The organism is Citrobacter sp. EC_71 (genome assembly GCF_019584005.1).
GTDB classification, from domain to species: domain Bacteria; phylum Pseudomonadota; class Gammaproteobacteria; order Enterobacterales; family Enterobacteriaceae; genus Citrobacter; species Citrobacter werkmanii.
This window is the reverse complement of sequence record NZ_VDAY01000007.1, coordinates 187,918-213,723: the sequence shown is the minus strand read 5'-3', so window position 1 is coordinate 213,723 and position 25,806 is coordinate 187,918. Positions and strand designations below refer to the sequence as shown.

Genomic DNA, 25,806 nt, shown 5'->3' with positions numbered 1-25,806 from the left:
AACCGGGTGATAAATGGCAAAAGTCATCTTGCTATAACAAGGTTAGCAGTGGAATAATGAGGTTGTTTCCGTGTTGAATCTTGTTAAAACAAGACCTTTTCCGGAATGACCCAATTTTGCCCGACCGATCATCAACGCAGCAATGGCGTAAGACGTATTGATCTTTCAGGCAGTTAGCGGGCTGCGGGTTGCAGTCCTTACCGGTAATAAGGAAGCTTTTCTGGAGAGTAACACCCAGACTGTTCCCCTGATAATTGCGCTGTGTTTCCGTATGAAATACAGGCAACCGACACTCTGCGCCTCTTTGAGCTGACGATAACCGTGAGGTTGGCGACGCGAATAGACACGAGGCCATCGGTTCACACCCGGAAAGGCATTACTCTGCCCGCAGCTTAGTCGTCAATGTAAGAATAATGAGTAAGTTACGATGAAAAGAATGTTAATTAACGCGACTCAGCAGGAAGAGTTGCGTGTCGCCCTTGTAGATGGGCAACGTCTGTACGATCTGGATATCGAAAGTCCTGGACACGAACAGAAAAAAGCCAACATCTATAAAGGTAAAATTACCCGTATTGAACCGAGTCTGGAAGCTGCTTTTGTTGATTACGGCGCTGAACGTCACGGTTTCCTTCCGTTAAAAGAAATTGCCCGCGAATACTTCCCCGCTAACTACAACTCCCATGGTCGTCCCAACATTAAAGATGTGTTGCGTGAAGGTCAGGAAGTCATCGTTCAGATCGATAAAGAAGAACGCGGCAATAAAGGCGCTGCGCTGACCACCTTTATCAGCCTGGCGGGTAGTTATCTGGTTCTGATGCCGAACAACCCGCGCGCGGGCGGCATCTCCCGTCGTATTGAAGGCGACGATCGTACCGAATTAAAAGAAGCGCTGGCAAGCCTGGAATTGCCTGATGGCATGGGGCTTATCGTGCGTACCGCAGGCGTCGGCAAATCCGCCGAAGCGCTGCAGTGGGACCTGAGCTTCCGCCTGAAACACTGGGAAGCCATCCAAAAAGCCGCTGACAGCCGCCCTGCTCCATTCCTGATCCACCAGGAAAGCAACGTTATCGTTCGCGCATTCCGTGACTATTTACGTCAGGATATCGGCGAAATTCTCATCGATAACCCGAAAGTCATGGAGATGGCGCGTCAGCACATCGCCGCGCTGGGCCGTCCTGATTTCAGCAGCAAAATCAAACTGTACACCGGTGAAATCCCGCTGTTCAGCCACTACCAAATTGAATCTCAAATTGAGTCTGCGTTCCAGCGCGAAGTGCGTCTGCCTTCCGGCGGCTCCATCGTCATCGACAGCACTGAAGCCCTTACCGCTATCGATATCAACTCCGCACGTGCTACGCGCGGCGGCGACATCGAAGAAACCGCATTCAACACCAACCTGGAAGCCGCCGATGAAATTGCTCGTCAGCTGCGTCTGCGCGACCTCGGCGGCCTGATTGTTATCGACTTTATCGATATGACACCGGTTCGCCACCAGCGTGCGGTGGAAAACCGTCTGCGTGAGGCCGTGCGTCAGGACCGAGCGCGTATTCAGATCAGCCATATTTCTCGTTTCGGCCTGCTGGAAATGTCCCGTCAGCGTCTGAGCCCGTCGCTGGGTGAATCCAGCCATCACGTCTGCCCGCGCTGCTCCGGCACCGGTACCGTGCGTGATAACGAATCGCTGTCGCTGTCTATTCTGCGTCTGATCGAAGAAGAAGCACTGAAAGAGAATACCCAGGAAGTTCACGCGATCGTTCCTGTGCCGATTGCCTCTTATCTGCTCAACGAAAAGCGTACTGCGGTCAACGCTATAGAAACGCGTCAGAATGGCGTGCGTTGTGTGATCGTGCCAAACGATCAGATGGAAACCCCGCACTATTCCGTGCTGCGCGTCCGCAAAGGCGAAGAAACGCCAACCCTGAGCTACTTGCTGCCGAAATTGCACGAGGAAGCAATGGAGCTGCCGTCAGAACAAGAGTATGTCGAGCGTAAGCAGCCAGAGCAACCGGCACTCGCGACCTTTGCTATGCCAGACGTGCCGCCAGCACCAACCGTGCAAGAGCCCGCAGCGAAAGCCGCCGCGCCTAAAGCTGCCGCCACCGTAGCAACAACCTCTCAGCCAGGTTTGATTAGCCGTTTCTTCAGCGCACTGAAGTCTATCTTCGGCGGTAACGAAGAAGCGAAGCCGGTTGAACAACCCGCACCGAAAGCTGAAGAGAAGACGGAACGTCAGCAGGACCGCCGTAAACCGCGTCAAAATAATCGCCGCGATCGTAACGATCGTCGTGATAACCGCGATAGCCGTGGCGATCGTGATAACCGTAACGAACGTGCAGAAAACGGCGAAAACCGCGATGATAATCGCCGTAACCGTCGTCAGGCCCAGCAGCAAAATGCGGAAGCACGCGATAATCGCCAGCAGTCCAGTGATGTCGCTGACAAAGTGAAATCAGGTGATGAGCAGCAGACTCCACGTCGTGAGCGCAACCGCCGCCGCAACGATGACAAGCGTCAGGCGCAGCAGGAAGTTAAAGAGCTGAACCTGGCTGAACAGCCAGCGCAGGATACCGAGCAGGAAGAGCGCGTACGTCAGCCTCAGACTCGTCGTAAACAGCGTCAGTTGAACCAAAAAGTTCGTTACACGGACAGCGCGGCGGTTGAAGCCGAAGTGGCAACTGCCGCGGTGGCAACTGAGGTCGTTGTCGCTCAACCCGTTGAGCAGCCCGTACCGGCTCCGCGTACCGAACTGGCGAAAGTTGATCTGCCAGCCGTTGTTGCACCTGAGCAGGAAGACAATAGCGAAGCGCGTGACTCCAACGGTATGCCGCGTCGTTCCCGCCGTTCCCCTCGCCATCTGCGCGTAAGTGGACAGCGTCGTCGTCGTTATCGTGACGAGCGTTATCCGGTTCAGTCTCCAATGCCGCTAACCGTCGCCTGTGCTTCTCCTGAATTAGCGTCCGGTAAAGTATGGATCAGCTACCCTATTGCTCGTCCGCAGGAGCAGCAGGTTGAAGACCAACGCGAGCAGGAAATTCGCCAGGAGCAAACTGCTTCTGTCGCGGTAGAGCCTCAGGTTGCTGCGGCTGCCGTTGAGCACATTGTGGACACTCCTGCGCAGGTTGAAGCCGTGCAGCCAGAGGAAGTTGTAGCGGAACCTCAGATTGCCGTTGTTGAAACCACGCATCCGGAAGTCATTGCGACCCCGGTTGAAGAACAACCGCAAATTATCGCTGAATCTGACGCGCCTGTAGCTGAAGAAATCGCCGCTGAAGCTGAACCTGTAGCTGAAGTCACGGTTGAAGAGCCTGTGGAAATCGTCGTCTCCCAGCCGGAGGTGGTTGAAGAAGTTGCGGAAGTAGCGCCGACTGTGGAAGAAGTCGCTGCGCCGCAGGAAGTTGTTGCCGCGCCGGTTGCAGAAGCTGAGGTCGTTAAGGCTGAAGTGGTCGCAACAAGCGTTGACGCCGAGCACCTTCACAGCCATGCGACTGCGCCGATGACCCGCGCTCCGGCGCCGGAATATGTGCCAGAAGCGCCGCGTCATAGCGACTGGCAGCGCCCGGCGTTCACCTTTGAAGGTAAAGGCGCTGCGGGTGGACACAGCGCCACGCATCAGGCCACTGCGCCAGCAACACGCCCGCAGCCGGTTGAATAAGCCATAATCAACCTCAAAGCCGACCTTAGGGTCGGCTTTTTTATATCGGCTCTACGCGTTTCATCCCGGTTAATTGCGGCATAACATCCTTCATTAACGCTAAAAATTTGCGCAACCGTGTCGGATAGTAACGCGCCCAGGGATAAACCAGATGCACCGGCAACGAGGCTGCCCGCCACTCGGGTAGCAGCATAACTAAACGTCCGTTGGCGATATCTTCTTCAACCATCCAGCTTGAAACAATCGTCACTCCCAGCCCGGCCAGCGCGGCATTTCTTGCCACATAAATACTGTCAGTACTTAATCTGGGTGAAATAGTCAGCGTGACAGGTTCATTGCGCGCCTGGTGTAGCAACGAAACGCTATGCTGAAAAAACGTGTTTACTGCAATCCACGGCAGCACGGATAATTGCTCAGGGTGCGAAATTTCACCATACTGCTCCAGCAATACAGGACTCGCCACCATGCTACGGGGAACTTCAGCCAGTAAAACTGAAACCGTGGCCGGATCGACTTCCGCGCCAACCCGAATCGCGCAATCAATATTATCGCTGAGAAAATCAACGGTTTTGTCGTTAAGCATCCACTCCACCGATAACTGTGGATAGCGCGAAAGAAACTGCAAAAGCGGCTCAAGGAGCTGTTGCTGTCCAAACGCATGCGGCGCTCGTACGCGCAACGTCCCCACCGGTTCATCTTCCGTGACATTAAGTCCATCTTCCAGCGCCAGCCAGGCATCGATGATATTTTTGGCGTGCTGGTAACCACGCTCTCCATCGTCGGTTAATTTCATCGCATGCGTGGTACGCATGATCAGTTTCACTCCAAGCAGAGTTTCCAGGGATTGTAACCGTCGGCTTACGGTCGCTTGCGTTGTTCCCATCTGTTTTGCCGCTGCGGAAAGCGATCCTGCTTCCACGATACGCACAAACGTGCGCATCAGCTCCACCCTATCTATACGTTCAGTTTTTATCATTATCAGTTTCTTCATACGCCCAGCGTATAACTGTTTTACCACTGCGCTCGCTACCGCACCACCCGCAGAAGGATAAAAATAGCCGCACATCCTGTGATTGAGGAATCATTTGTGAACACACACACCGCACTTTCTCGTTGGGTCATTTTCGTTCTGGCATCAGGTGCCGGATTCAGTGTCGCTGCTATCTACTATGCCCAGCCCCTTCTGCCTTTAATGGGTCAGGATCTGAACTTAAGTATCACCGGCATGGGACTGGTTCCAACGCTGACCCAGGCGGGATACGCGCTGGGTATTTTGTTTTTATTGCCATTAGGGGATCGTTATGACCGCCGGACATTAATCCTGCTGAAAAGTATCTCTCTTGCCGTACTGCTTCTGGCATGCAGTTTTACCGGGCAGTTGCATTCACTGCTAATAGTGAGCCTGTTGATGGGCATGGCGGCAACGATGGCGCAGGATATCGTTCCCGCGGCGGCTATTCTGGCGCCGGAAGGCAAACAAGGAAAAACGGTGGGCACGGTGATGACAGGCCTGCTGTTGGGGATTTTACTCTCGCGTACCGTCAGCGGACTGGTGGGTGAAGCGTTTGGCTGGCGTGAGATGTACCAACTTGCCGCCGCCAGTATTGCCATTATTACCGTCATTATGTGGAAGGTGCTGCCTCGTTTTACGGCCCATTCCACGCTGAGCTACCCATCATTGATGCTCTCTATGGCGCAGCTCTGGCAACGGTATCCCGCATTGCGCCGCGCGGCGCTGGCACAGGGCTTTCTGTCCATAGCCTTTAGCGCTTTCTGGTCCACGCTGGCGGTGATGTTAGCTGAACATTACCACATGGGTAGCGCTATGGCGGGCGCATTTGGTATCGCGGGAGCCGCCGGTGCGCTTGCGGCACCGCTGGCGGGTCATCTTGCCGACAAAGTGGGCGCAGCAAAAGTGACGCAGTTAGGTGCTTTGCTGGTAACCGTCTCTTTCGCACTGATGTTCTTGTTACCCGCCCTGCCAGTACAGGGGCAGTGGCTGCTGATTGCTCTTTCGGCGGTTGGTTTTGATCTCGGATTGCAATCCAGCCTCGTTGCCCACCAGAACCTGGTCTATAGCCTGGAGCCTCAGGCCCGGGGTCGTCTGAATGCGCTGCTGTTTACTATGGTGTTCATTGGTATGGCGCTGGGTTCGGTTCTCGGGAGTCAGGTCTATGCGCTGGCAAACTGGGAAGGTGTGGTGACGCTGGCAACCATCAGTGGTGCGCTGGCGCTGGTGATAAGACTGACGGGAAATCTGGCGCTTAGTAAAACAACGGTAGCCTAAAAAAATGCCCGCTCCGGGGTGTTAAGGGAGCGGGCAGACAAACATACCCAGTTTCAAGATATGTTCAAAAAGGGTTATTACCGATTAAGCTGGAACAACGACATTCCCTGCATATCGGTAAATGCTTTATAAGACGCCTGAAGTGCGGCCTGCTGCATGACGTAGGACGAAATCGCCGCATTCCAGTCGACATCCACCAGGTTGCTCATCTGTTGGGTTTGCCCTAACGCACGATCGGCTCCCAATGAATCCAGCGAGCTTAGTTCACTAAGCTGAGTACCTAATTCTGCGCGAACGGAAAGCACGTTATTCAGTGAGTTTTTCAGGCCACGATTGGTTTTATCGATAGCTGCTGCGGCTTTCTCCTTTGCCACATCATCACCCGCAATAGGAATTTTTAGCTCTGCAATCGCGCTATCCAGCATTTTGAACAGGTTCTTTTCCTGAGTGCTACCCGGTGGTTCCGGTACGGCGTTGCTGGTCAGGTTGGCGAAGATTTTGTCGCCCGTGTGACCAATGACCATGGTACGGGAAGCATCAACCTGCTGGGTCACATTTGTGGTACCGCCACTGTAGGAACCATCAGCCTGCGCAAACGGCGCGGATTCTGTTTTGTAGCCGCCAAAAATATAGCGACCATTGCCATCGGTGCTGTTCGCCAGGTTCATCAGTTGATCGCGGATCCCCTGTAAATCAGTGGCCAACGATGCACGGTCATCATCACTTAATGTACCATTCCCGGCATAAACAATTTTCTCCTGCGCAGCCTGAATAGCCGTTGTTACCTGGCTCAGTACGTTCTCTTCCAGCGAGACTTTCTGCGTCGCGAATGTACGCGCCAGCGTATACTGGCTGTTCTGCGCCTGAGCCTGAGAAAGCACGACGGCCTGCGAGGCAGCAATCGGATCGTCAGACGGGCTGATCACACGTTTACCAGTCGACATCTGCTCGCCGAACTTCATCCATTCAGCCTGAGAGTTAGTGATGCCACGCATATTCTGCTGGTACATCATCTGGGTGCTGATACGCATTGTGTCCCTCTCCCTTAGCGAATATTAATCAATGCATCAAACAGCGCATTCGCAGTTTGCAATACCTGTGCATTGGCCAGGTAATACTGCTGATAACGCTGCAAATTACCGTACTCTTCGTCGAGGTTTACCCCGGAAATCGACTGCTGCTGGTTATAAAGTTGCTTGACCACATTGTTTTGCGTGGTACTGCTGGTCTTCAGCGTCGCCGTTTTGTTGCCCACGTCGCTCACCAGGGTGGCGTAAGCGTCGTTAAAGGTTTTATTACCAACAGTTTCTTTGGTTTGCAGATCCAGCAGTTTCTGACCGTTACGGTTATCGCTTGCACCTGTATCCGCAGCAGGATCCGTATTTTTCTCTGACGCCATGGCGATTTTCGACTCGTCTGTCACCTTGACTTTCATTTCTATAATGGCGTCGCTCACCGGTTTCACGGTGAAACTGTCATTCGCTTTCGCACCAGCATTAACGGTGATCTCCATCCCGTCAAAAGACATCTTCCCACCGGTGACGGTGGCTTTAAAACTGGTGTTGTCGGCAAGTCGAGTCACCTGCCAGTCTTTGCCATCAAACACAATTTTATAATCTGTTGCCTGCACGGCAGAGCTGTCCGTCATTTTGACATCAAGCGAACCTGTCCCTTTATTCTTCGTGTTGCTGAGCACAACCGGGCTGCCGATATCGAAGAAATTCTCGCCCTTATCGCCGTTGGCATCAAAACCTGCTTTATGCTGGGTGTTAAACGCATCGGCAAATGCCAGCGCCAGTTGGCCCAGCGTGTTACGCGTTTGATCCAGCTCCTGCGAACGGAAGGTGAGCAGTCCACCCAATGAACCGGTATTCAGCAATTTCTCAGGGATCTCAACCGCTCCGGCAACACCATCTACATACGCAACGGTGGTACGCGAAGGATCGTCACTGGAGGGCACTGCCGCCAGTTGGCGCGCATTGCTGCCCTGTACCAGTGAATAACCATTCGCCATGGTTACGTTGTAAGTGCCGCCGTCCTGAACGCTGACTTCCACGCCGACAATCTGGTTCAGTTCACTGACCAGTTGGTCGCGCTGATCGAGCAAATCATTAGGGGATGCGCCAGCCCCGACACCAGTCATACGAGAAATCTGGTCGTTAAGGCTGGCGATTTGTTTCGCGTAGTTGTTGATCTGATCGACGCTGGCTTTGATAGCGGTATTAACCTGCTTATCCTGATCGCGTAGATACTGATCGGTCGTTTTAAACTGATTCACCAAACCATCAGCTTTACCAATCAGCGCCTGGCGTGCCGCCGGGTCTTCAGCATTACTGACCAGAGTTTGCAGACTGGTAAAAAAATCCTGCATTGAGGTTGAAATCGAACTGGTTTTGCTGGACAGCAGGTTGTCGATTTTCGACATTTGCTCATAACGCGTCGTCAGACCGCTGCTCTGGTTTTGCGCTGCCCGCAGCTGATTGGTGATAAACGAGTCATACTCGCGCTGTACGCCAGAAACATAGACGCCATTGCCTACCCAGCCCCCCGCACCCAGCGTGCTGTTCGCTTGCGCCATAATTGTCGTTTGCCGTGTATATCCGGCGACGTTATAGCTGGAGATGTTATTACTGGCAGTGTTCAACGCGGCCTGCGCTGCGCTGAGTCCACTCATCGCGTTATTAATCAAGCTGGACATGGAGGTTCCTTGTAATCCTTCAATACTCGTTATTATCGGCAGCAGATCGGTAGACTTGAGCTATTTAAAAGAGATTATCGATGTTCGTGCTGTAGGTTTTGCTCACCTTTTCACTCATCGATTTCAACTGCTGGATCATGCTGGTTAATTTCCGCGCATAGTTAGGATCGGTTGCGTAGCCAGCACTTTGCAGGGCCTGCGCGCCCTGCTCAGCGGTTGCAGCGGCGGTCACCGCCGCATAGCGCGGGTTACGGGAAATCAGCCCGACATAATCCGACAGCGCCTCAAGGTAAGAGCTATAGACGCGGAATTTGGCTTTCACCTTTTTCGCTTCGCCGTTTTCATATTCGGTGGTGGTGATTTCGGTCGTTGGTCCCTTCCAGCTTCCCGAAGCTTTCACGCCAAAAATGTTGAAACTCGGTTCGCCGTTTTCCCGGCGAATTTGCCGCTGGCCCCAACCGGACTCCAGCGCCGCCTGCGCCAGAATCAGATGATGCGGAACGCCGCTTTGCTGACTCGCCAGTTTTGCCGGCAGCGACAGCTGGGCGAGGAAGTCTTTACTGTCGCCCGACAGCGGCTCATCATTACTTTCCGTCGCCCTGGGGATGGCTTTGCGCACCAGTTGCGTCAGCGCCTGGTTTTGATAGCTGGTCACCGTTTCCAGCGGGAACTTCATCGGCACCTGTGGCGCATCATCAGCAGGTTGCGCTTGCCCTTGCGTCATCTGCTTAACCATCATTTCAGCCAGTCCCAGACCTTTACCTGCGGTCATCTGCTGCGCAATTTGTTGGTCATACATGCTGGTATACAAACGCGTTGAATCGCTGCTAAACATCCCATCTTTCGGCAACGCTTCACGCATGCTTTTCAGCATCATCTGCACGAACATCCCTTCAACCTGACGGGCCACGGGGCGAATATTCGCCGCCGGATCCTGACCCGCTTTCGCTTTCAGTTCGTTCAGTGCTTGCGCATCCCAGGCGGCGCTGGTCAGCAGTTTGCTGTCACCAATCATCAGATGATTTCCAGTTTGGCGCGTAAGCAACCCGCGCTCTGCATCGATTGCAGAATGGACATCAGATCCATCGGCGTCGCCCCGAGCGCATTCAACGCGCGCACGACGTTGTTCAGATTGGCGCTGGAACGTACGCTTTGCAGCGAGCCGCCGCTCTGGCGCAGATCGATCTGCGTTTGTGGCGTCACCACGGTCTGTCCGCCGCCAAACGGCGTATCCGGCTGGCTGACGTTTGCCTGGCGGTTTACCGTAATCGACAAGTTACCCTGCGCCACGGCACAGCTATCCAGCGTGACTTCACGGTTCATGACCACAGATCCCGTACGCGAGTTGATAATGACTTTCGCGTCCTGCGGCGTGACGTTCACCTCCATATTCTGGATGTCGGCAAGGAAACGTACCTGCGAACTGTTGCCGCTTGGCACACGCACTTGTATAGTCCGGGCATCCAGCGCCGTTGCGCTACCAAAGCCACGCGAGCGGTTGATTGTGTCGGTGATCTGCTGCGCCATAGTAAAATCTTCATTATTGAGCTGCAGATTAATGGTGTTGCCACCGCCGAACTGGCTGGGCAACTCACGCTCGATGGTCGCGCCGTTGGTAATGCGTCCACCATTAAGCTGGTTAACCTGCACGCTACTGCCACCCGCAGCCGCGCCCGCACCGCCAACCAGAATATTCCCCTGCGCCAAGGCATATACCTGGCTATCGACCCCTTTCAGCGGGGTCATCAGCAGCGTTCCGCCGCGCAGACTTTTGGCGTTACCCATGGAAGAGACCACCACGTCAATGGTTTGCCCCTGGCGTCCAAAGGCTGGGAACTGTGCGGTGACCATCACCGCCGCCACGTTTTTCAACTGCATATTGGTGCCGGTTGGTACGGTGATCCCCAACTGCGACAGCATGTTATTGAGCGTCTGCGTCGTAAACGGCGTCTGTGTGGTCTGGTCACCAGTACCATCCAGCCCGACCACCAGCCCGTAACCTATCAACGAGTTTTCCCGCACGCCCTGCACGCTGGTCAGGTCACGAATACGGTCGGCATGCGCAAAGGCGGTTGCCAGTACCAGTACCATTCCAACAAGAGATTTAAACACCGGGTACCTCGCTTACATCGGCGACAAGTTAAGGAAGAAACGCTGCAACCAGCCCATATTTTGCGCTTCATTGATGTAGCCGTTGCCGACGTACTCAATACGCGCATCCGCAACCTGAGTTGACGGTACGGAGTTGCTGCCACTGATGGTGCGCGGGTTAACGACTCCGGAGAAGCGAATAAACTCAGTGCCCTGATTAATGGCGATCTGTTTTTCACCCACGACATGTAAATTGCCATTCACCAGGACCTGATCGACCGTTACGGTCAACGTACCGCTGAAGGTATTGCTGGCGTTCGCGCCGCCTTTACCGTTAAAGGTGTTGCCGCCGGAGGCTTCTACGTCGGCACGTTCGTTACCAAACAGCCCTTGCAGGTAGCGCGGTACGGTATCAAAACCAAAGTTGGTCTTGCCGTCGCGGCTGGCGTTTGCCGAGGAACTTTTGCTCGCGCTGACGTTTTCCTGCAATACGATGGTCAGCGTATCGCCAATATTGCGCGGACGGCGGTCTTCGAAGAGCGGCTGATAACCGTAGTTAATCGGCTGCGCCGACTGGAAGATTGAGCCATTCGCCACCGGTGTCGGGCCTGGAACGGGTTGAGCAGACGTCGCGCCCTGCACGAGTGGCGTGGCTGGGATCCAGGCGCACCCTGTCAGTGAAACCACCAGCAGGGCTAAAATTGGGTATGGGTGAAGCGCGTATTTTCGCATTGCGGTCATCTTCAAAATCCGTGTGCCGGTGAGGCTCTCACCTCACCGGGCCCCACTTTAGAGTTGCGTCAGTTTTTGCAGCATCTGATCGGTAGTCGATACCGCTTTACTGTTGATTTCGTAAGCGCGCTGAACCTGGATCATGTTTACCAGCTCTTCCGCCACGTTGACGTTAGAGGTTTCAACATACCCCTGGTACAGCAGACCCGCGCCGTTCAGCCCCGGCGTGCTCTCATTCGGCGCGCCGGATGACTGCGTTTCGGTGTACAGATTCTCACCAATACTTTCCAGGCCGGTGTCGTTCATAAAGGTGGTCAGGTTAAGCTGCCCGACCTGAACAGGCGCAGCCTGGCCCTGTTGGGTCACGCTGACAATGCCGTCACGTCCAATGGTGATGCTGAGCGCGTTAGCCGGGATGGTGATGGCCGGCTGAACCTGAAAACCACCCGCGGTCACCAGTTGACCGTTCTGATCCACCTGGAAAGAACCGTCACGGGTATAGGCGGACGTACCATCAGGCAGCATGACCTGGAAAAAGCCCTGCCCCTTAATCGCCACATCTTTACTGTTATTGGTTTGCGACAGGTTACCCTGGCTGTGTAAACGCTCGGTTGCCACCGGACGCACACCGGTACCAATCTGCAAACCGGAAGGCAGTGTGGTTTGTTCAGAAGACTGGGCGCCAGGCTGGCGAATCGTCTGATACAACAGATCTTCAAACACCGCACGTTGGCGCTTAAATCCGTTGGTGCTGACGTTTGCCAGGTTGTTGGCAATCACATCCATGTTGGTTTGCTGCGCATCCAGGCCGGTTTTGGCGATCCATAATGAACTGATCATAAAATGTCCTGTGTTAACTCATCGACAGCAGTTGGTTAGCGCGGCCCGCGTTATCATCCACGCTACTGATAATCTTCATTTGCATTTCGAAACGGCGAGCGTTGGCGATCATGTCGCTCATCGCGGCAACCGGCTTAACGTTACTGCCTTCCAGCACGCCCGACATAACGCGAATGCTGGGGTCGGCCTGTAACGTCGCACCACGGGTAGCCTGCGCGGCCTGGGTCAGACGAAACATACCGTCATCACCACGTTGCACTTCATTCCCCGTCGCCTTGACCAGTTTCAAACGCCCAACAGGCGCAACCGTATTGGCCGGATCGCCAGGGTTAAGCGCCGAGATCGTCCCGTCAGCCGCAATGGTGACTTCGGAACCTTCCGGTACGGCTATCGGCCCGGCTTCACCGATTACCGGATGCCCCTGAATAGTCAGTTCACCCGTAGGACTTACCTGAATGGCACCATTACGGGTATACCCTTCGCTACCGTCCGCGGTTTGCACAGCCAACCAGCCATCTTGTTGCAGCGCCACGTCCAGCGGGCGGGAGGTATAGTCCATCTGGCCCGGCGTCATGTCGGCCCCTGGCGTGGAGGCCACTACCAGCGTACGCGTCGGTAAAGACAATCCTTCTACAGGAACCGCACGCAGCGCATTGAGCTGCGCACGAAACCCTGGCGTGGAGGCGTTTGCCAGGTTGCTGGCCGTCACCGCCTGTTGATTCAGCGTCTGACTGGCCGCGCCCATAGCGGTATAAATTGCGTGATCCATTAAGCCATCCCGTCAGGCGCTTAGCGCAGGTTGACCAGCGTGTTGAGGATCTGATCCTGGGTTTTGATGGTCTGCGCGTTCGACTGATAGTTACGCTGAGCGACGATCATATTCACCAGTTCTTTACTCAAATCCACGTTTGATGCTTCCAGCGCACCGTTGGTCAGTTTGCCGAAGTTACCTTCGCCTGCGGTACCCAGCAGCGCCACGCCAGAAGCCTGTGTAGCAGCCCAGACGTTGTCGCCCTGAGACGCCAGCCCTTCGTTGTTGGCAAAGTTTGCCAGCACGATCTGCCCCAGTACCTGTTGCTGTTCGTTGGAGTAATTACCGACCACGGTACCGTCATTGTTAATCTGATAGCTGACCAGATCGCCCGGCTTGTAGCCGTTCTGATTCGTGGCGACGATGTTGTTGGCGCCAGTGTTCTGCTGCATGGAGTTCAGGAAGCTCAAGGAGAAGTTCGCAGGAACTGCGCCATTGATCGTACCGGTGGAGATCTGAATTTGCGGTTGGGCATTAGCTGGACCTTCAACGGGGATTTTTGGTCCATCCGGCTTTGCTGGATCGACTGGCACCGTCCCTGCAACATAATTATTCACAGATGTCAGCGTACCGTTAGCACTAAAGTTCATCACCGCATTCTTGCTGGCAACTGAACCCGTAACGCTGGCGTCCTGGGTGTAGACATCCCATTTGTTAGGGCCTGTTTTGACATAAAAAATATTCATGTCATGGGCGTTACCCTGGCTATCGAAAACGGTAACGGTGCCTTTTTTGTTGTAGGAGTCCGCGTCGCTTGGACTAAACGGAGTTTTGGTTGGCACCTTGTCAGTGGAATTCAGGTTGATCTGCATTGACGCTGTAGTCGTGGTTTTCGCCGCCATCAGCGTATTCGGAATAGTGATCGGTGCCGGGTTAGCACCTTGCTGTATTGTCGGCGGTGTACCGCTAGCAGGATAACCTGTCAGTTGCAGCCCCTGCATGTTGACGATATTGCGGTTTTCATCGAGTTTGAACTGACCGTTACGGCTGTAGAATACAGAGCCATTGCTGTCTACCATGCGGAAAAATCCGTTCTGGCTGATAGCCACATCCAGTCCGCGTCCGGTGTTGGTGGTAGTACCATCGGTAAAATCCTGGGTAATACCCGCAACTTTAACCCCCAGTCCCACTTTAGAACCGGCGAACATATCGGCAAAAGAAGCCGTACCAGATTTAAAACCGTAGGTAGCGGAGTTGGCGATGTTATTACCAATGACATCGAGGTTGGTCGCTGCAGCGTTCAGACCGCTGACCGCTTGAGAAAAGGCCATGACTTACTCCTGATAAGTGTGTGGGCTTAGATTATTTGCCGTACTTCGTCGAGGGTGGTGGTTCCATAGGTGCCCAGGTCCAGCGTATTACCGCCGTTACTGCGAATAACACCCTGCACCAGCGCAAACTGAAGCGGCTGCGCCACCAGTTGCGTTCCGCCATTGCTGGCAGCAATTGAGACGTTATAAGAACCGCCTGGCGCATCCGTGCCATCGGTCATGGTGCCGTCCCAGGTAAAGGTATGAACACCGGCTTTCAAGCCGCCGATATCAATAGTGCGTATCACTTTGCCGTCTTTATCGGTAATCGTTGCGGTGACCTTATCTGCCGGCTGTTGCAGCTCAACGCCAAACGGCGTCGTGGTCGTTTTCGCACCCTCTTCCGTACCTTTACCGGTCAGGATGGTGGTGCCGGGGATCATTACGCCGTGACCAATCAGCGTACTGGCCTGCAGCGACTGACTGTTATCGATCTGCCCGGAAATAGACCCCAGCGTGGTGTTCAGTTTCTCAATCCCACTTACGGTACTGATTTGCGCCAGTTGGGTGGTCAGTTCGTTGTTTTGCAGCGGATTGGTTGGGTCCTGGTTTTTCAACTGTGCGACCAGCAGCGTCAGAAAACTGCTTTGCAGGTCAGCAGCATTGCTGCCCGTCAGGGAGCTATTCCCGGTAGCGGCTTTAACGCCTGCATTGCTCGGGTCATTCATGGTTACAGCAACAGACATGTGCGTCTCCTTTACTGGCCTAACGTAAGCGTTTTGAGCATCAAGCTTTTCACGGTGTTGAGCACTTCGACGTTTGCCTGGTAGCTACGCGAGGCTGACATGGTGTTAACCATCTCGCCGACGACGTCCACATTCGGCATTTTTACGTAGCCGTTCGCATCGGCCAGCGGGTTACCCGGCTCATAGACCAGCTTATCCGGCGCCTGGCTTTCAATAACGTCAGCCACTTTTACGCCGCCTGTAGCTGCACCTGGCGCGGCATCAACCTGAAAAACAACCTGCTTGGCGCGATACGGCTGACCGTCGGGTCCGGTAACGCTATCCGCATTCGCCATGTTGCTGGCCGCCACGTTCAGGCGCTTAGACTGCGCCGTCAGCGCAGAGCCTGCGATATCAAAAATATTTAACAGCGCCACGAATTAGTTCCCTCCTTGCAGCACATTCATCATGCCTTTGATTTGTCCACCCAGCGCGGTCAGCCCCATTTGATATTTGAGACTGTTGTCTGCAAATTGCGTACGCTCCCGGTCCATATCCACCGTATTGCCATCCAGAGACGGCTGGTCAGGAATGCGATAGAGCAATTCCGTAGCGGGAGCAGAAGCGGTTTGGGCCGGAATATGTTGTGCAGAGGTCAGCGTCAACGAGACGCCGCCGGTTTGTTCCCGTCCACGCACCATGACTTTTTTCAATTCACTGGCGAAATCCAGGTCGCGCGCCTGATACCCCGGCGTGTCGGCATTGGCAATGTTGGCGGCCAATATTTCCTGGCGCTGGGCGCGCAAATTCAGCGCTTCCTGTTGAAAACGTAAGGCGGCGTCGAGCTTATCGAGCATATCTCCTCCGCAAATGACAAAATTCAGCCGACAGCTTAAATCCCATTACGCGCGCGTTATCGCCGGAATAAACGCAAAATGCGTCGCTATTTGTTGCGTTGATGACTGCGTCACACAGGTAAAATCCTGTCACTACCTGAAAAAGCGCGAGGTTTTGATGCAAACGTTTAAACGTGGAATAGTTGTGGCAGCACTGCTGTTCAGCCCTATGACGCTGGCGCAAGACCTGAATTCACAGCTAACGGCATGGTTTTCCCAACGTCTGGCCGGATTTAGCGATGAGGTGGTCGTCTCTATCCGTACGTCGCCTAATCTGCTGCCCAGTTGCGAACAACCCGCATTCAGCGTGTCAGGCAACGCGAAACTGTGGGGCAATGTGAACGTGCTGGCCCGCTGCGCCAACGAGAAACGTTATCTGCAGGTGAATGTCCAGGCCACGGGAAACTATGTGGTTGCCGCTGCGCCCGTCGCTCGGGGCAGCGCGCTAACCTCGGCCAGCGTGACGTTAAAGCGAGGTCGGCTGGACCAACTGCCGCCGCGCGCCGTGTTAGATTTGAATCAGGTGCAGGACGCGGTGAGTCTACGCGATCTGGTTCCAGGTCAGCCGATACAGCTTTCAATGTTGCGCCAGGCCTGGCGGATCAAAGCCGGTCAACGCGTACTGGTTATCGCCAACGGCGATGGTTTTCGGGTGAATGCCGAAGGTAAAGCACTGAACAATGCCGCCGTCGCACAGAATGCGCGAGTGCGGATGATTTCAGGCCAGGTGGTGAGCGGCATCGTCGATTCTGATGGGAATATTCTTATTAACCTATAATAGGTTAAAGATTTTTTAGCGTGTGCCGATAGATAAACAACCAATGATTACAGCGGGCCGCTATAGCGTAACCCCTCGATGAGGATAAACAAAATGAGCATTGATCGTACCTCACCATTGAAGCCAGTCAGTACCGTTCAGCCACGTGAAACCAGCGATGCGCCGGTACAAAAAGCGCGGAAGGAAAAAACCACCGCGACAAACAGCACCAGCGTCATGCTGAGCGACGCCCAGGCCAAACTGATGCAGCCCGGCACCAATGACATCAATATGGAACGCGTCGAAGCATTGAAAACTGCGATCCGTAACGGTGAGTTGAAAATGGATACCGGAAAAATTGCCGACTCGCTTATTCGCGAGGCACAGAGCTACTTACAGAGTAAATAAAGTATGACTCGTTTGTCAGAAATACTTGATCAGATGACAACCGTCCTCAATGACCTGAAAACGGTAATGGATGCTGAGCAGCAGCAGCTCTCCGCAGGATATATCAACGGTAGCCAGCTACAGCGTATTACAGAAGAAAAAAGCTCTTTGCTGGCAACCCTTGATTATCTGGAGCAGCAACGCCGTCTGGAGCATGACGCCACGCGTAGCGCCAACGATGAGATTGCTGAACGCTGGCAGACGATCACCCAAAAAACGCAGCATTTGCGTGACCTCAACCAGCACAACGGTTGGCTGCTGGAAGGGCAGATTGAGCGTAATCAGCAAGCGATTCAAGTGCTGAAACCGCACCAGGAACCGGCGCTGTATGGCGCAAACGGTCAAACCTCTGCTGCGCACCGCGGCGGGAAAAAATTCTCTATTTAATGCCAGCCTGATCGCTCACAGTTTTCAGGCCAGCGCGTTCTGCAGGCCGGATACGGCGTAACGCCGCCATCCGGCAATGTCTGTTACGCCGTCCGGCGCACAAACTCTTTCACTTTAAAGCCCAGCACAGCAAGTGCGGCGAAGTAAGCTGCAATCCCAGCCACCACGACGGCCATCAGACGCAGTAAACGCCACAACATCGTTCCCTGCGACCAGTCCGGCATGATATTGAGCATCCCAAACAGCACCGCTGACATCACCAGTACGGAAATCACCAGACGCGCCAGGAACCAGGCCCAGCCCGGTTGCGGGGTAAAGATTTTCTGTTTACGCAGTTGCCAGTAAAGCAGTGAAGCGTTCAGACATGCCGCCAGACCAATCGACAGCGACAGCCCGGCATGCTTCAGCGGCCCGATAAACGCCAGGTTCATCACCTGAGTCATAATCAGCGTCACTATCGCAATTTTCACCGGCGTTTTAATATCCTGGCGCGAGTAAAAGCCAGGGGCCAGAACTTTCACCACGATCAAACCAATCAAACCGACCGAGTATGCCACCAGCGCGCGCTGGGTCATGGCGGCATCAAAGGCGGTAAATTTACCGTACTGGAACAGAGAAACCGTCAGTGGTTTAGCCAAAATGCCCAACGCCACGGCGCTGGGTAATGCCAGCAGAAAACACAGACGCAGCCCCCAGTCCATCAGACGACAATACTCATCATGATTCCCGCTGGAAAAGCTTTTGGACAGCGATGGCAGCAGAATGGTCCCCAGCGCCACGCCAAGCACACCGGACGGAAACTCCATCAGACGGTCGGCATAGTACATCCATGAAACCGAGCCGGAGGCCAGAAACGAGGCGAATATGGTATTGATGATCAGTGAAATCTGGCTGACGGATACCCCGAGTATCGCCGGCCCCATTTGTTTGACGACGCGCATCGCCCCCGCATCGCGGAAGTTCACGCGGGGCAGCACCAGCATGCCAATTTTCTTCAGATGTGGCAGTTGATAAACCAGCTGCAGCACGCCACCGACGGTCACGGCCCACGCCAGCGCCAGCACTGGAGGATTAAAATAAGGCGCGGCAAACAGCGCAAAACCGATCATGCTGATATTCAAAAAGGTCGGCGCAAACGCCGGAATAGAAAAGCGGTTCCAGGTGTTAAGGATTGCGCCGACCAGCGAGGCCAGTGAAATCAGCAGGATATAAGGAAAGGTGATCCGCAGCAGTTGGGTAGTCAACGCAAATTTGTCAGCGGTGTCGGCAAACCCAGGTGCAGTGACTAAAATCACCCACGGCGCAGCCAGCATCCCGGCAACCGTCACCACGGCCAGCGCCAGCGTCAGCAGCCCGGATACATAGGCAACAAACACGCGGGTAGCATCTTCACCCTGCTTACTTTTGTATTCAGCCAGAATAGGCACAAACGCCTGAGAAAATGCGCCTTCAGCAAAAATTCGGCGCAGCAGGTTTGGAAGTTTGAAGGCCACAAAAAAGGCATCGGTCGCCATCCCTGCGCCAAAGATTCTGGCGACAATCGCATCACGCGCAAAACCCAGCACACGTGAAAACATCGTCATCGAGCTGACGGCTGCCAGCGACTTTAATAAATTCATCTATGTTGTATTCCAGACCCTGAGGCAAATCCCCGTATAACCAACATCGCCATCCGGCAATGTCACTATGTCACTGTGCCTGATGGCGACGCCGCAGCGTCTTATCAGGCCTACAAGCCAGCCTATGGTTGAAAAGAGGTGTTATTTTGAGTTGGCATATAGTACCTGGATTACAATGAATTACTACCGCCAGTTGTTACAGGGGGTTATTCAGCCATCGCCTCCCGCCATAGCTTTTCGACAACACGCTGGGCCAGTAGCGCCTGCTCGCCTGCCGTCTGAGGAACCGTCTGATTTTGCACACACTCAATGAAATGCCGCGCACATCCGGCAAAACCTCGCTGTTCTAAGGTCGTTTGCCAGCCTGCTATCGGCTTGTGTACAACACCTTGCCCGCGTTCTTCCCGCCATTCCCGCATATCCGTGACGTCAATCAGGCCCCCATCGGTCACCGCCTGAACGCTCTCACGCTGGCTACCGGCCCGGCGATGCATGCTGGTTGTAATCTGTAGCTGATCGACAGAAAAATGGTGCTCGGCATAAAGCATTGCGCCAGAGTCATTAGTCAGCAGAGTGCCACTATTTAACTGCGCGTTCCCGCCCGCCAGCCACAGCGCGGTATCGACCACGTGCAGATAATCGTCCAGCAGGGTGAAACGCAGGTCATGCGGTCCCACGCTGTCCGAACGATGCTTATCCATACGTACAGACGCTGCATTGCCCAGATGCGCCTTAAGATCCTGATACAGTGGCGCAAATCGGCGGTTAAAGCCGACCATCAACGTCAGTTTTTTCCGCGCGGCCAGCTCGACCAGTTGTTCAGCCTCACGCAGGTTTTCCGCCAGCGGTTTATCCACACACACATGGACCCCGGCATTCAGGAGTTCACTGACTACCGCAAAGTGCGTCGCGGTGCTGGAATGGACGAAAACCGCGTCGCAGGTTTTCGCCAGATTCACCAGGGAGTCAACGTAGGGTATGCGCCAGGTCTCACAGACACGCAGCGCTTTTTCCTGCGAAGGCGAAAACGCGCCTTGCAGCGTCCAGTCAGCGGAACTGCCCAGTACGGGCAGCCAGGCTTTTTGTGCAATGCCACCCAGACCGACAACGCCGATACGTAATTTATTCACGTTAGTCTCCCAGGTGCGCCAACAAAGAATCCAGCCGCTGCTTAAGTTCCGCGACTTCTGTTTCCAGGGCTTCAACGCGCGCCTGCAGATCGCCAGACGCAACCGGGAGTTCATCTGCCGCAGCGATGGGCTCATCAACATCACCGCAAAACAGGTGCATATAGCGACTTTCACGTTTACCCGGCTCGCGCGCCAGACGGATCACATAAGGACCATCTTCACGGGTCGCCAGTTTTTCCAGCGTCGACTCCACTTCAGCCATATCGCTGAATTCGTACATTCGCGATGCACGGCTTCGCAGTTCGCCCGGCGTTTGCGCGCCACGCAGCAACAGCGTGGTAACCAGCGCCACCTCGCCCGCACTGAGTTTCAGATTGCCAAATTCAGAGTTGCAGAAACGCTGCTCATATTTCGTGACGCGATTTCCAAAGCCGCTCACCGTACGCAGAAAATGCCGCTTCACCAGGTTATCAAGCTGATCCTGCACTTCCGATTCCGATAGATTCATCACCGGTTCACGATTCGTTTTTTGATTGCAGGCGGTGACGACGCCATTGACAGAAAGCGGGTATTGTTCCGGCGTGGTGACCTGTTTCTCTAACAAACAGCCAATCACGCGTGCTTCGGTGGCGGTTAATTCGTATTTCATCGTTTTCTCCATTACTCAGGCTAACCTGAAACTTAGCGGCCAGGGGTCCATTCTGATGTGGTCAACGCCGTCAGCACGTGATCGCGCCACTGCCCGTCAATCAGCAGGTAATCTTTGGCATACCCTTCTTTTTCAAAACCCAGTCGGGCCAGCAAGTCACCACTACGTTTATTGTGTGGCATATAGTTCGCCATAATGCGGTGAATATGCTGCGTGCGCTGCATATAACGAATGGCCGAGGTTAAGGCTTCGTACATCAGCCCCTGCCCCTGCCACTTTTGCGCAATGGAATAGCCGAGATAACAGGCGTGGAAAGATCCCCGCACTACGTTCGAGAAATTCGCGACGCCGATAATCTCTTTTTCTTCCGGATCGAGCAGCGCAAAATAATACGCGGTGCCTTGTTTATGAAACTCAGAGATCATACTCAGACGCGCCTGCCAGCCGGAGGGATAACAGTGGCTTTCATCGCGAATAGGTTCCCAGGGTTTTAAGAAATGACGATTTTCTGCGTAATAATCTGCCAGACGCCAGGCATCACGCTCGTGCACCAAACGCACGACCAGGCGGTCCGTGGTTAAGCGCACTTTTGGCACGTTACTGCGATAGCCAAACATTCTATACCTACTCCTTCCCGTAACGTCTTCAATACGCTATTCGCGATACTATACCTGTGCAAATATGCCCTTTGAAAAGAGCAAATTGCCATTTTTTGAATTATTCACACATTTTGATGAAAACTCTCTATCAAGACGGACTTTTGATAAAAAAATATTGTCCCGCCAAGGGTGGGAAAAGCGATGACGACACCGCAGAATAGGAGGTGCTTATCTTTTAAACTCTAACCAGAGTGACGAGTTTTTCCCGGGAGGGGAAATGTCGCAAGTCTCGCAGGCAAGGAACCTGGGTAAATACTTCCTTCTCATCGATAATATGCTGGTCGTGCTGGGTTTCTTCGTCGTTTTCCCGCTGATCTCAATTCGCTTCGTCGACCAAATGGGCTGGGCTGCCGTTATGGTCGGGATCGCGTTAGGATTGCGTCAATTTATTCAGCAGGGTCTGGGTATTTTTGGCGGCGCTATTGCTGACCGTTTCGGCGCAAAACCAATGATCGTCACCGGTATGCTGATGCGCGCCGCCGGGTTCGCCACCATGGGTATTGCCCACGAGCCGTGGCTGCTATGGTTTTCCTGTTTTCTCTCCGGATTGGGCGGCACGCTGTTCGACCCTCCCCGCTCGGCGCTAGTGGTCAAACTGATCCGCCCGGAAAAGCGCGGGCGTTTTTTCTCTATCCTGATGATGCAGGATAGCGCAGGCGCCGTGGTTGGCGCGTTACTTGGCAGTTGGCTGTTACAGTACGATTTTCGCCTGGTCTGCGCGACAGGAGCCATTTTGTTTGTTCTGTGCGCGGCGTTTAACGCCTGGCTACTCCCGGCATGGAAATTGTCGACGGTGAAAATTCCGGTGCGTGAAGGGATGGGCCACGTGATGCATGACAAACGTTTTGTCACCTATGTTCTGACGCTGGCGGGTTATTACATGCTGGCGGTACAGGTGATGTTAATGCTGCCAATCATGGTGAACGACATCGCTGGCTCGCCTGCCGCGGTGAAATGGATGTATGCCATCGAAGCATGCCTCTCGTTAACGCTGCTCTACCCGATTGCCCGCTGGAGTGAAAAACGTTTTCGCCTTGAACATCGCCTGATGGCCGGTCTGCTGGTAATGTCTCTCAGCATGATGCCCATCGGTCTGGTCGGCAATCTACAGCAGCTATTCACGCTGATCTGCACCTTCTATATTGGCTCGATCATCGCCGAACCGGCGCGTGAGACCCTGAGCGCCTCGCTGGCCAATGCACGGGCTCGAGGAAGTTACATGGGCTTCAGCCGACTGGGCCTCGCCATCGGCGGCGCAATTGGTTATGTCGGCGGCGGCTGGCTGTTTGATATGGGCAAAGCCCTGGCGCAGCCTGAATTGCCATGGATGATGCTCGGTATTATCGGCTTCATCACCTTCCTGGCTTTGGGCTGGCAATTCAGCCATAAACGCCCAACGCGCGGCATGCTGGAACCCGATGCCTGATAGCTAATCCGACGCTCGGGCACTTTTCAGTTTTTTCTGCTGGTGCCCGGGGCGCTGGTACTCGATGATGCTTTGTGTCACGATTACGCCACAAGCATCATGTTGAGGAACCCCATGAAAAAGCTTTTTTTTGCCGCTGCACTGATTGTCGGCGGCCTGTTGGTTGGTTGTAATCAACTCACGCAATATACGGTTAGCGAGCAAGAGATTAATCAGGCGCTGGCGAAGCATAACAACTTTTCTAAAGATATCGGTTTACCCGGCGTCGCTGAGGCACACATCGTGCTGAGCAACCTCGCCAGTCAGATAGGGCGTGAAGAGCCTAATAAAGTGACTCTGACGGGTGATGCCAACCTGGACATGAATTCCCTGTTTGGCAGTCAGAAAGCCACCATGAAGCTGAAGCTCAAAGCCTTACCGGTCTTCAATAAAGAGAAAGGCGCGATTTATTTGCAAGAGATGGAAGTCGTGGACGCGACCGTGACACCAGAAAAAATGCAGTCGGTACTGCAAACGCTGATGCCGTATTTAAACCAATCGCTGCGTAATTACTTTAACCAACAACCTGCCTACATTCTGCAGGATGACAGCAGCCAGGGTGAAGCGCTGGCGAAAAAACTGGCGAAAGGTATAGAAGTGAAACCGGGTGAAATCATTATCCCCTTCACCGACTAATATACCAGAGGGCGCTGATGCGCCCTTTTTTTTCGTGCAAACGAAAACGTTTCCGCTTATCCTTTGTTTCCGGCAAAAAAGACAATCCTCAGCCGGAGCATATTGATGACTGCACCATCCCAGGTTTTAAAGATCCGCCGCCCAGACGACTGGCATCTTCACTTTCGCGATGGCGACATGTTAAAAACTGTCGTGCCCTATACCAGTGAAATTTACGGCCGCGCCATTGTCATGCCGAACCTGGCACCGCCCGTCACCACAGTAGATGCAGCTATCGCTTATCGCCAACGCATTCTTGACGCGGTACCTGCCGGACACGACTTCACACCTTTAATGACCTGCTACTTAACGGATACGCTGGATCCCAATGAGCTGGAGCGTGGTTTCAACGAAGGCGTGTTCACCGCCGCGAAACTCTACCCGGCTAATGCCACCACCAACTCAACGCATGGCGTAACCTCCATTGACGCCATCATGCCGGTGCTGGAACGGATGGAAAAATTGGGTATGCCGCTGTTGGTGCATGGTGAAGTGACGCATGCGGATATCGATATTTTCGATCGCGAAGCACGCTTTATTGAGACAGTGATGGAACCGCTGCGTCAGCGTTTGACTGCGCTGAAAGTGGTGTTTGAACATATCACCACTAAAGATGCTGCCGAATATGTGCGCGACGGTAACGAGCTTCTCGCCGCTACTATTACGCCACAGCATTTAATGTTTAACCGCAACCACATGCTGGTCGGCGGCATTCGCCCGCACCTGTATTGTCTGCCAATCCTTAAACGTAACGTCCACCAACAGGCGCTGCGTGAACTGGTCGCCAGCGGATTTAGCCGTGCATTCCTTGGTACTGACTCAGCGCCACATGCGCGTCATCGCAAAGAATCCAGTTGCGGCTGTGCCGGGTGTTTTAACGCCCCGACCGCGCTGGGCAGCTATGCCACCGTATTTGAAGAGATGAATGCGCTGAGCCATTTTGAAGCCTTCTGCTCACTCAATGGTCCGCAATTCTATGGTCTGCCGGTGAATGAGACTTTTATTGAGCTTGAACGCGTGGAGCACCATGTCCCGGAGAGCATTGCGCTGGCAGATGACACACTGGTGCCTTTCCTGGGTGGCGAAACGGTACACTGGTCAGTAAAAAGCTAAAAAAAGTGTAGCCAATTGATTTGAATAACTGTATAAATAAACAGTATATTCAACAAGGGGCTATTATGCGTATTGAAGTCACTATTGCCAAAACTTCACCTTTGCCTGCCGGTGCGATTGACGCACTGGCAGGTGAACTCTCCCGTCGTATTCATCATCATTTTCCGGATAACGAAGGTAACGTTACTGTCCGTTATGCCGGGGCTAACAATCTGTCGGTAATTGGCGCGACCAAAGAGGATAAAGAACGCATCAGCGAGATCCTGCAGGAGACCTGGGAAAGCGCGGATGACTGGTTTATCAACGAATAAATAATGATATGCAGTGATGTTTGTTTGCCGGGTCGCCCCGGCTTTTTTATACGCACAGTTTTTAAAACAAATGCAGATTCAACCTTGCCGGCATTTAATTTAATATTAATTTCCTGGTCATCTTTTAACCAGAACAACAAAATAATTGTGCAACTTGCTAAAAAAAAATGAATGACATGTTGTTTTATTAGTCAGATAACGCTGAAAACCAAAAATTTATGCGCAGCCCTCTTTAAATTTTCAATGAATACCCTTATTTATTGATATACTGAAGTTGCTTCAGAAAAAAAATGCATTGAACCTCGAAAACCGTTGTCTAGTAACACGAATTAGGGGGCATGATGGAAAAGAATAATGAAGTCATTCAGACTCATCCGCTTGTAGGATGGGACATCAGCACCGTTGATAGCTACGATGCGCTGATGCTGCGTTTGCACTACCAGACCCCGAATCGACCGGACCCGGATGGGACTGAAGTTGGACAAACGCTCTGGTTAACCACTGATGTTGCCAGGCAATTTATTTCGATATTAGAAGCAGGAATCGCCAAAATTGAATCCGGCGATTACCAGGTAAATGAGTATCAGCGCCATTAAATCTGATACATCCAAC

At 53.5% G+C, this 25,806-nt stretch carries 26 protein-coding genes; 10 read left to right on the top strand and 16 right to left on the bottom strand.

Annotated features, from left to right (window positions below):
- The first annotated feature begins 427 nt into the window (after positions 1-427).
- The gene (gene rne / locus FHD02_RS10130; RefSeq protein WP_220393845.1) at positions 428-3,652 is read left to right on the top strand and encodes a ribonuclease E; all 3,225 of its coding nucleotides are present in this window, start codon (positions 428-430) and stop codon (positions 3,650-3,652) included.
- 40 nt (positions 3,653-3,692) lie between these two features.
- On the opposite strand, the gene FHD02_RS10125 is transcribed toward rne, so the two are convergent.
- A complete protein-coding gene (locus tag FHD02_RS10125; protein WP_137361026.1) occupies positions 3,693-4,718 on the bottom strand; it encodes a LysR family transcriptional regulator in 1,026 nt (341 codons plus the stop codon).
- A gap of 21 nt (positions 4,719-4,739) precedes the next feature.
- Between FHD02_RS10125 and FHD02_RS10120 the strand changes: the two genes are divergently transcribed.
- A complete protein-coding gene (locus tag FHD02_RS10120; RefSeq protein WP_137361025.1) occupies positions 4,740-5,939 on the top strand; it encodes an MFS transporter in 1,200 nt (399 codons plus the stop codon).
- 77 nt (positions 5,940-6,016) lie between these two features.
- Here FHD02_RS10120 and flgL read toward each other — a convergent pair whose 3' ends face one another.
- From flgL to flgB, 11 genes are all read right to left on the bottom strand, one after another.
- A complete protein-coding gene (gene flgL, locus FHD02_RS10115) occupies positions 6,017-6,970 on the bottom strand; it encodes a flagellar hook-associated protein FlgL (RefSeq protein WP_042309196.1) in 954 nt (317 codons plus the stop codon).
- Between the two features lie 14 nt (positions 6,971-6,984).
- A complete protein-coding gene (flgK, locus tag FHD02_RS10110; RefSeq protein ID WP_137361023.1) occupies positions 6,985-8,637 on the bottom strand; it encodes a flagellar hook-associated protein FlgK in 1,653 nt (550 codons plus the stop codon).
- 64 nt (positions 8,638-8,701) lie between these two features.
- The gene (gene flgJ, locus FHD02_RS10105; protein WP_137361022.1) at positions 8,702-9,652 is read right to left on the bottom strand and encodes a flagellar assembly peptidoglycan hydrolase FlgJ; all 951 of its coding nucleotides are present in this window, start codon (positions 9,650-9,652) and stop codon (positions 8,702-8,704) included.
- A complete protein-coding gene (locus FHD02_RS10100; protein WP_087857787.1) occupies positions 9,652-10,728 on the bottom strand; it encodes a flagellar basal body P-ring protein FlgI in 1,077 nt (358 codons plus the stop codon). The genes flgJ and FHD02_RS10100 overlap by 1 nt, the downstream gene beginning before the upstream one ends.
- A gap of 33 nt (positions 10,729-10,761) precedes the next feature.
- Positions 10,762-11,460 (bottom strand): flagellar basal body L-ring protein FlgH, encoded by a 699-nt coding sequence (flgH, locus tag FHD02_RS10095; protein WP_016152630.1) that lies wholly within the window; start codon positions 11,458-11,460, stop codon positions 10,762-10,764.
- A 57-nt stretch (positions 11,461-11,517) separates the two neighbouring features.
- Positions 11,518-12,300 carry a flagellar basal-body rod protein FlgG gene (gene flgG / locus FHD02_RS10090; protein WP_006685087.1) on the bottom strand — a complete coding sequence of 261 codons (783 nt, stop codon included), beginning with the start codon at positions 12,298-12,300 and terminating at the stop codon, positions 11,518-11,520.
- A 13-nt stretch (positions 12,301-12,313) separates the two neighbouring features.
- Positions 12,314-13,069, bottom strand: coding sequence for a flagellar basal body rod protein FlgF (locus FHD02_RS10085; protein ID WP_038639704.1), 756 nt, complete (start codon positions 13,067-13,069; stop codon positions 12,314-12,316).
- Positions 13,070-13,089: 20 nt separating this feature from the next.
- Positions 13,090-14,382, bottom strand: a complete 1,293-nt coding sequence (flgE, locus tag FHD02_RS10080; protein ID WP_137361021.1) for a flagellar hook protein FlgE — start codon at positions 14,380-14,382, stop codon at positions 13,090-13,092.
- Positions 14,383-14,408: 26 nt separating this feature from the next.
- Complete coding sequence (gene flgD / locus FHD02_RS10075; RefSeq protein ID WP_137370535.1) at positions 14,409-15,107, bottom strand: flagellar hook assembly protein FlgD; 699 nt, start codon at positions 15,105-15,107, stop codon at positions 14,409-14,411.
- Positions 15,108-15,118: 11 nt separating this feature from the next.
- Positions 15,119-15,523 carry a flagellar basal body rod protein FlgC gene (gene flgC, locus FHD02_RS10070; RefSeq protein WP_006685091.1) on the bottom strand — a complete coding sequence of 135 codons (405 nt, stop codon included), beginning with the start codon at positions 15,521-15,523 and terminating at the stop codon, positions 15,119-15,121.
- Positions 15,524-15,526: 3 nt separating this feature from the next.
- Positions 15,527-15,943, bottom strand: a complete 417-nt coding sequence (flgB, locus tag FHD02_RS10065) for a flagellar basal body rod protein FlgB (protein ID WP_038639692.1) — start codon at positions 15,941-15,943, stop codon at positions 15,527-15,529.
- Between the two features lie 157 nt (positions 15,944-16,100).
- Between flgB and flgA the strand changes: the two genes are divergently transcribed.
- The 3 genes from flgA to flgN all read left to right on the top strand — a co-directional run bounded on the left by flgA (position 16,101) and on the right by flgN (position 17,573).
- Complete coding sequence (flgA, locus tag FHD02_RS10060) at positions 16,101-16,760, top strand: flagellar basal body P-ring formation chaperone FlgA (protein ID WP_137361019.1); 660 nt, start codon at positions 16,101-16,103, stop codon at positions 16,758-16,760.
- 93 nt (positions 16,761-16,853) lie between these two features.
- Positions 16,854-17,147, top strand: a complete 294-nt coding sequence (gene flgM / locus FHD02_RS10055) for a flagellar biosynthesis anti-sigma factor FlgM (RefSeq protein ID WP_042309206.1) — start codon at positions 16,854-16,856, stop codon at positions 17,145-17,147.
- Positions 17,148-17,150: 3 nt separating this feature from the next.
- Positions 17,151-17,573 carry a flagella biosynthesis chaperone FlgN gene (gene flgN / locus FHD02_RS10050; RefSeq protein WP_069323314.1) on the top strand — a complete coding sequence of 141 codons (423 nt, stop codon included), beginning with the start codon at positions 17,151-17,153 and terminating at the stop codon, positions 17,571-17,573.
- 83 nt (positions 17,574-17,656) lie between these two features.
- Here the strand turns inward: flgN and murJ are convergent, their stop codons facing one another.
- The 4 genes from murJ to rimJ all read right to left on the bottom strand — a co-directional run bounded on the left by murJ (position 17,657) and on the right by rimJ (position 21,588).
- Entirely contained in the window at positions 17,657-19,192 is a 1,536-nt protein-coding gene (gene murJ, locus FHD02_RS10045; protein ID WP_061381775.1) for a murein biosynthesis integral membrane protein MurJ, read from the bottom strand.
- A gap of 206 nt (positions 19,193-19,398) precedes the next feature.
- Positions 19,399-20,322: a Gfo/Idh/MocA family protein gene (locus FHD02_RS10040; RefSeq protein ID WP_137365654.1), complete on the bottom strand. Its 924-nt coding sequence runs from the start codon at positions 20,320-20,322 to the stop codon at positions 19,399-19,401.
- A 1-nt stretch (position 20,323) separates the two neighbouring features.
- Positions 20,324-20,971 carry a YceH family protein gene (locus tag FHD02_RS10035; RefSeq protein WP_042309211.1) on the bottom strand — a complete coding sequence of 216 codons (648 nt, stop codon included), beginning with the start codon at positions 20,969-20,971 and terminating at the stop codon, positions 20,324-20,326.
- A gap of 32 nt (positions 20,972-21,003) precedes the next feature.
- On the bottom strand, positions 21,004-21,588 hold the full coding sequence (gene rimJ / locus FHD02_RS10030) for a ribosomal protein S5-alanine N-acetyltransferase (RefSeq protein WP_006685101.1): 585 nt from the start codon (positions 21,586-21,588) through the stop codon (positions 21,004-21,006).
- Positions 21,589-21,847: 259 nt separating this feature from the next.
- On the opposite strand from rimJ, the gene mdtH reads away from it, so the two are divergent.
- The 5 genes from mdtH to bssS all read left to right on the top strand — a co-directional run bounded on the left by mdtH (position 21,848) and on the right by bssS (position 25,790).
- Positions 21,848-23,056 carry a multidrug efflux MFS transporter MdtH gene (gene mdtH / locus FHD02_RS10025; RefSeq protein ID WP_038639676.1) on the top strand — a complete coding sequence of 403 codons (1,209 nt, stop codon included), beginning with the start codon at positions 21,848-21,850 and terminating at the stop codon, positions 23,054-23,056.
- 114 nt (positions 23,057-23,170) lie between these two features.
- Positions 23,171-23,731, top strand: a complete 561-nt coding sequence (locus FHD02_RS10020; RefSeq protein ID WP_079224678.1) for a lipoprotein — start codon at positions 23,171-23,173, stop codon at positions 23,729-23,731.
- Positions 23,732-23,836: 105 nt separating this feature from the next.
- A complete protein-coding gene (gene pyrC, locus FHD02_RS10015; RefSeq protein WP_042309218.1) occupies positions 23,837-24,883 on the top strand; it encodes a dihydroorotase in 1,047 nt (348 codons plus the stop codon).
- Positions 24,884-24,948: 65 nt separating this feature from the next.
- Positions 24,949-25,194 (top strand): DNA damage-inducible protein I, encoded by a 246-nt coding sequence (gene dinI, locus FHD02_RS10010; protein ID WP_006685106.1) that lies wholly within the window; start codon positions 24,949-24,951, stop codon positions 25,192-25,194.
- 341 nt (positions 25,195-25,535) lie between these two features.
- Positions 25,536-25,790: a biofilm formation regulator BssS gene (gene bssS / locus FHD02_RS10005; RefSeq protein ID WP_003036154.1), complete on the top strand. Its 255-nt coding sequence runs from the start codon at positions 25,536-25,538 to the stop codon at positions 25,788-25,790.
- Positions 25,791-25,806: the final 16 nt, after the last annotated feature.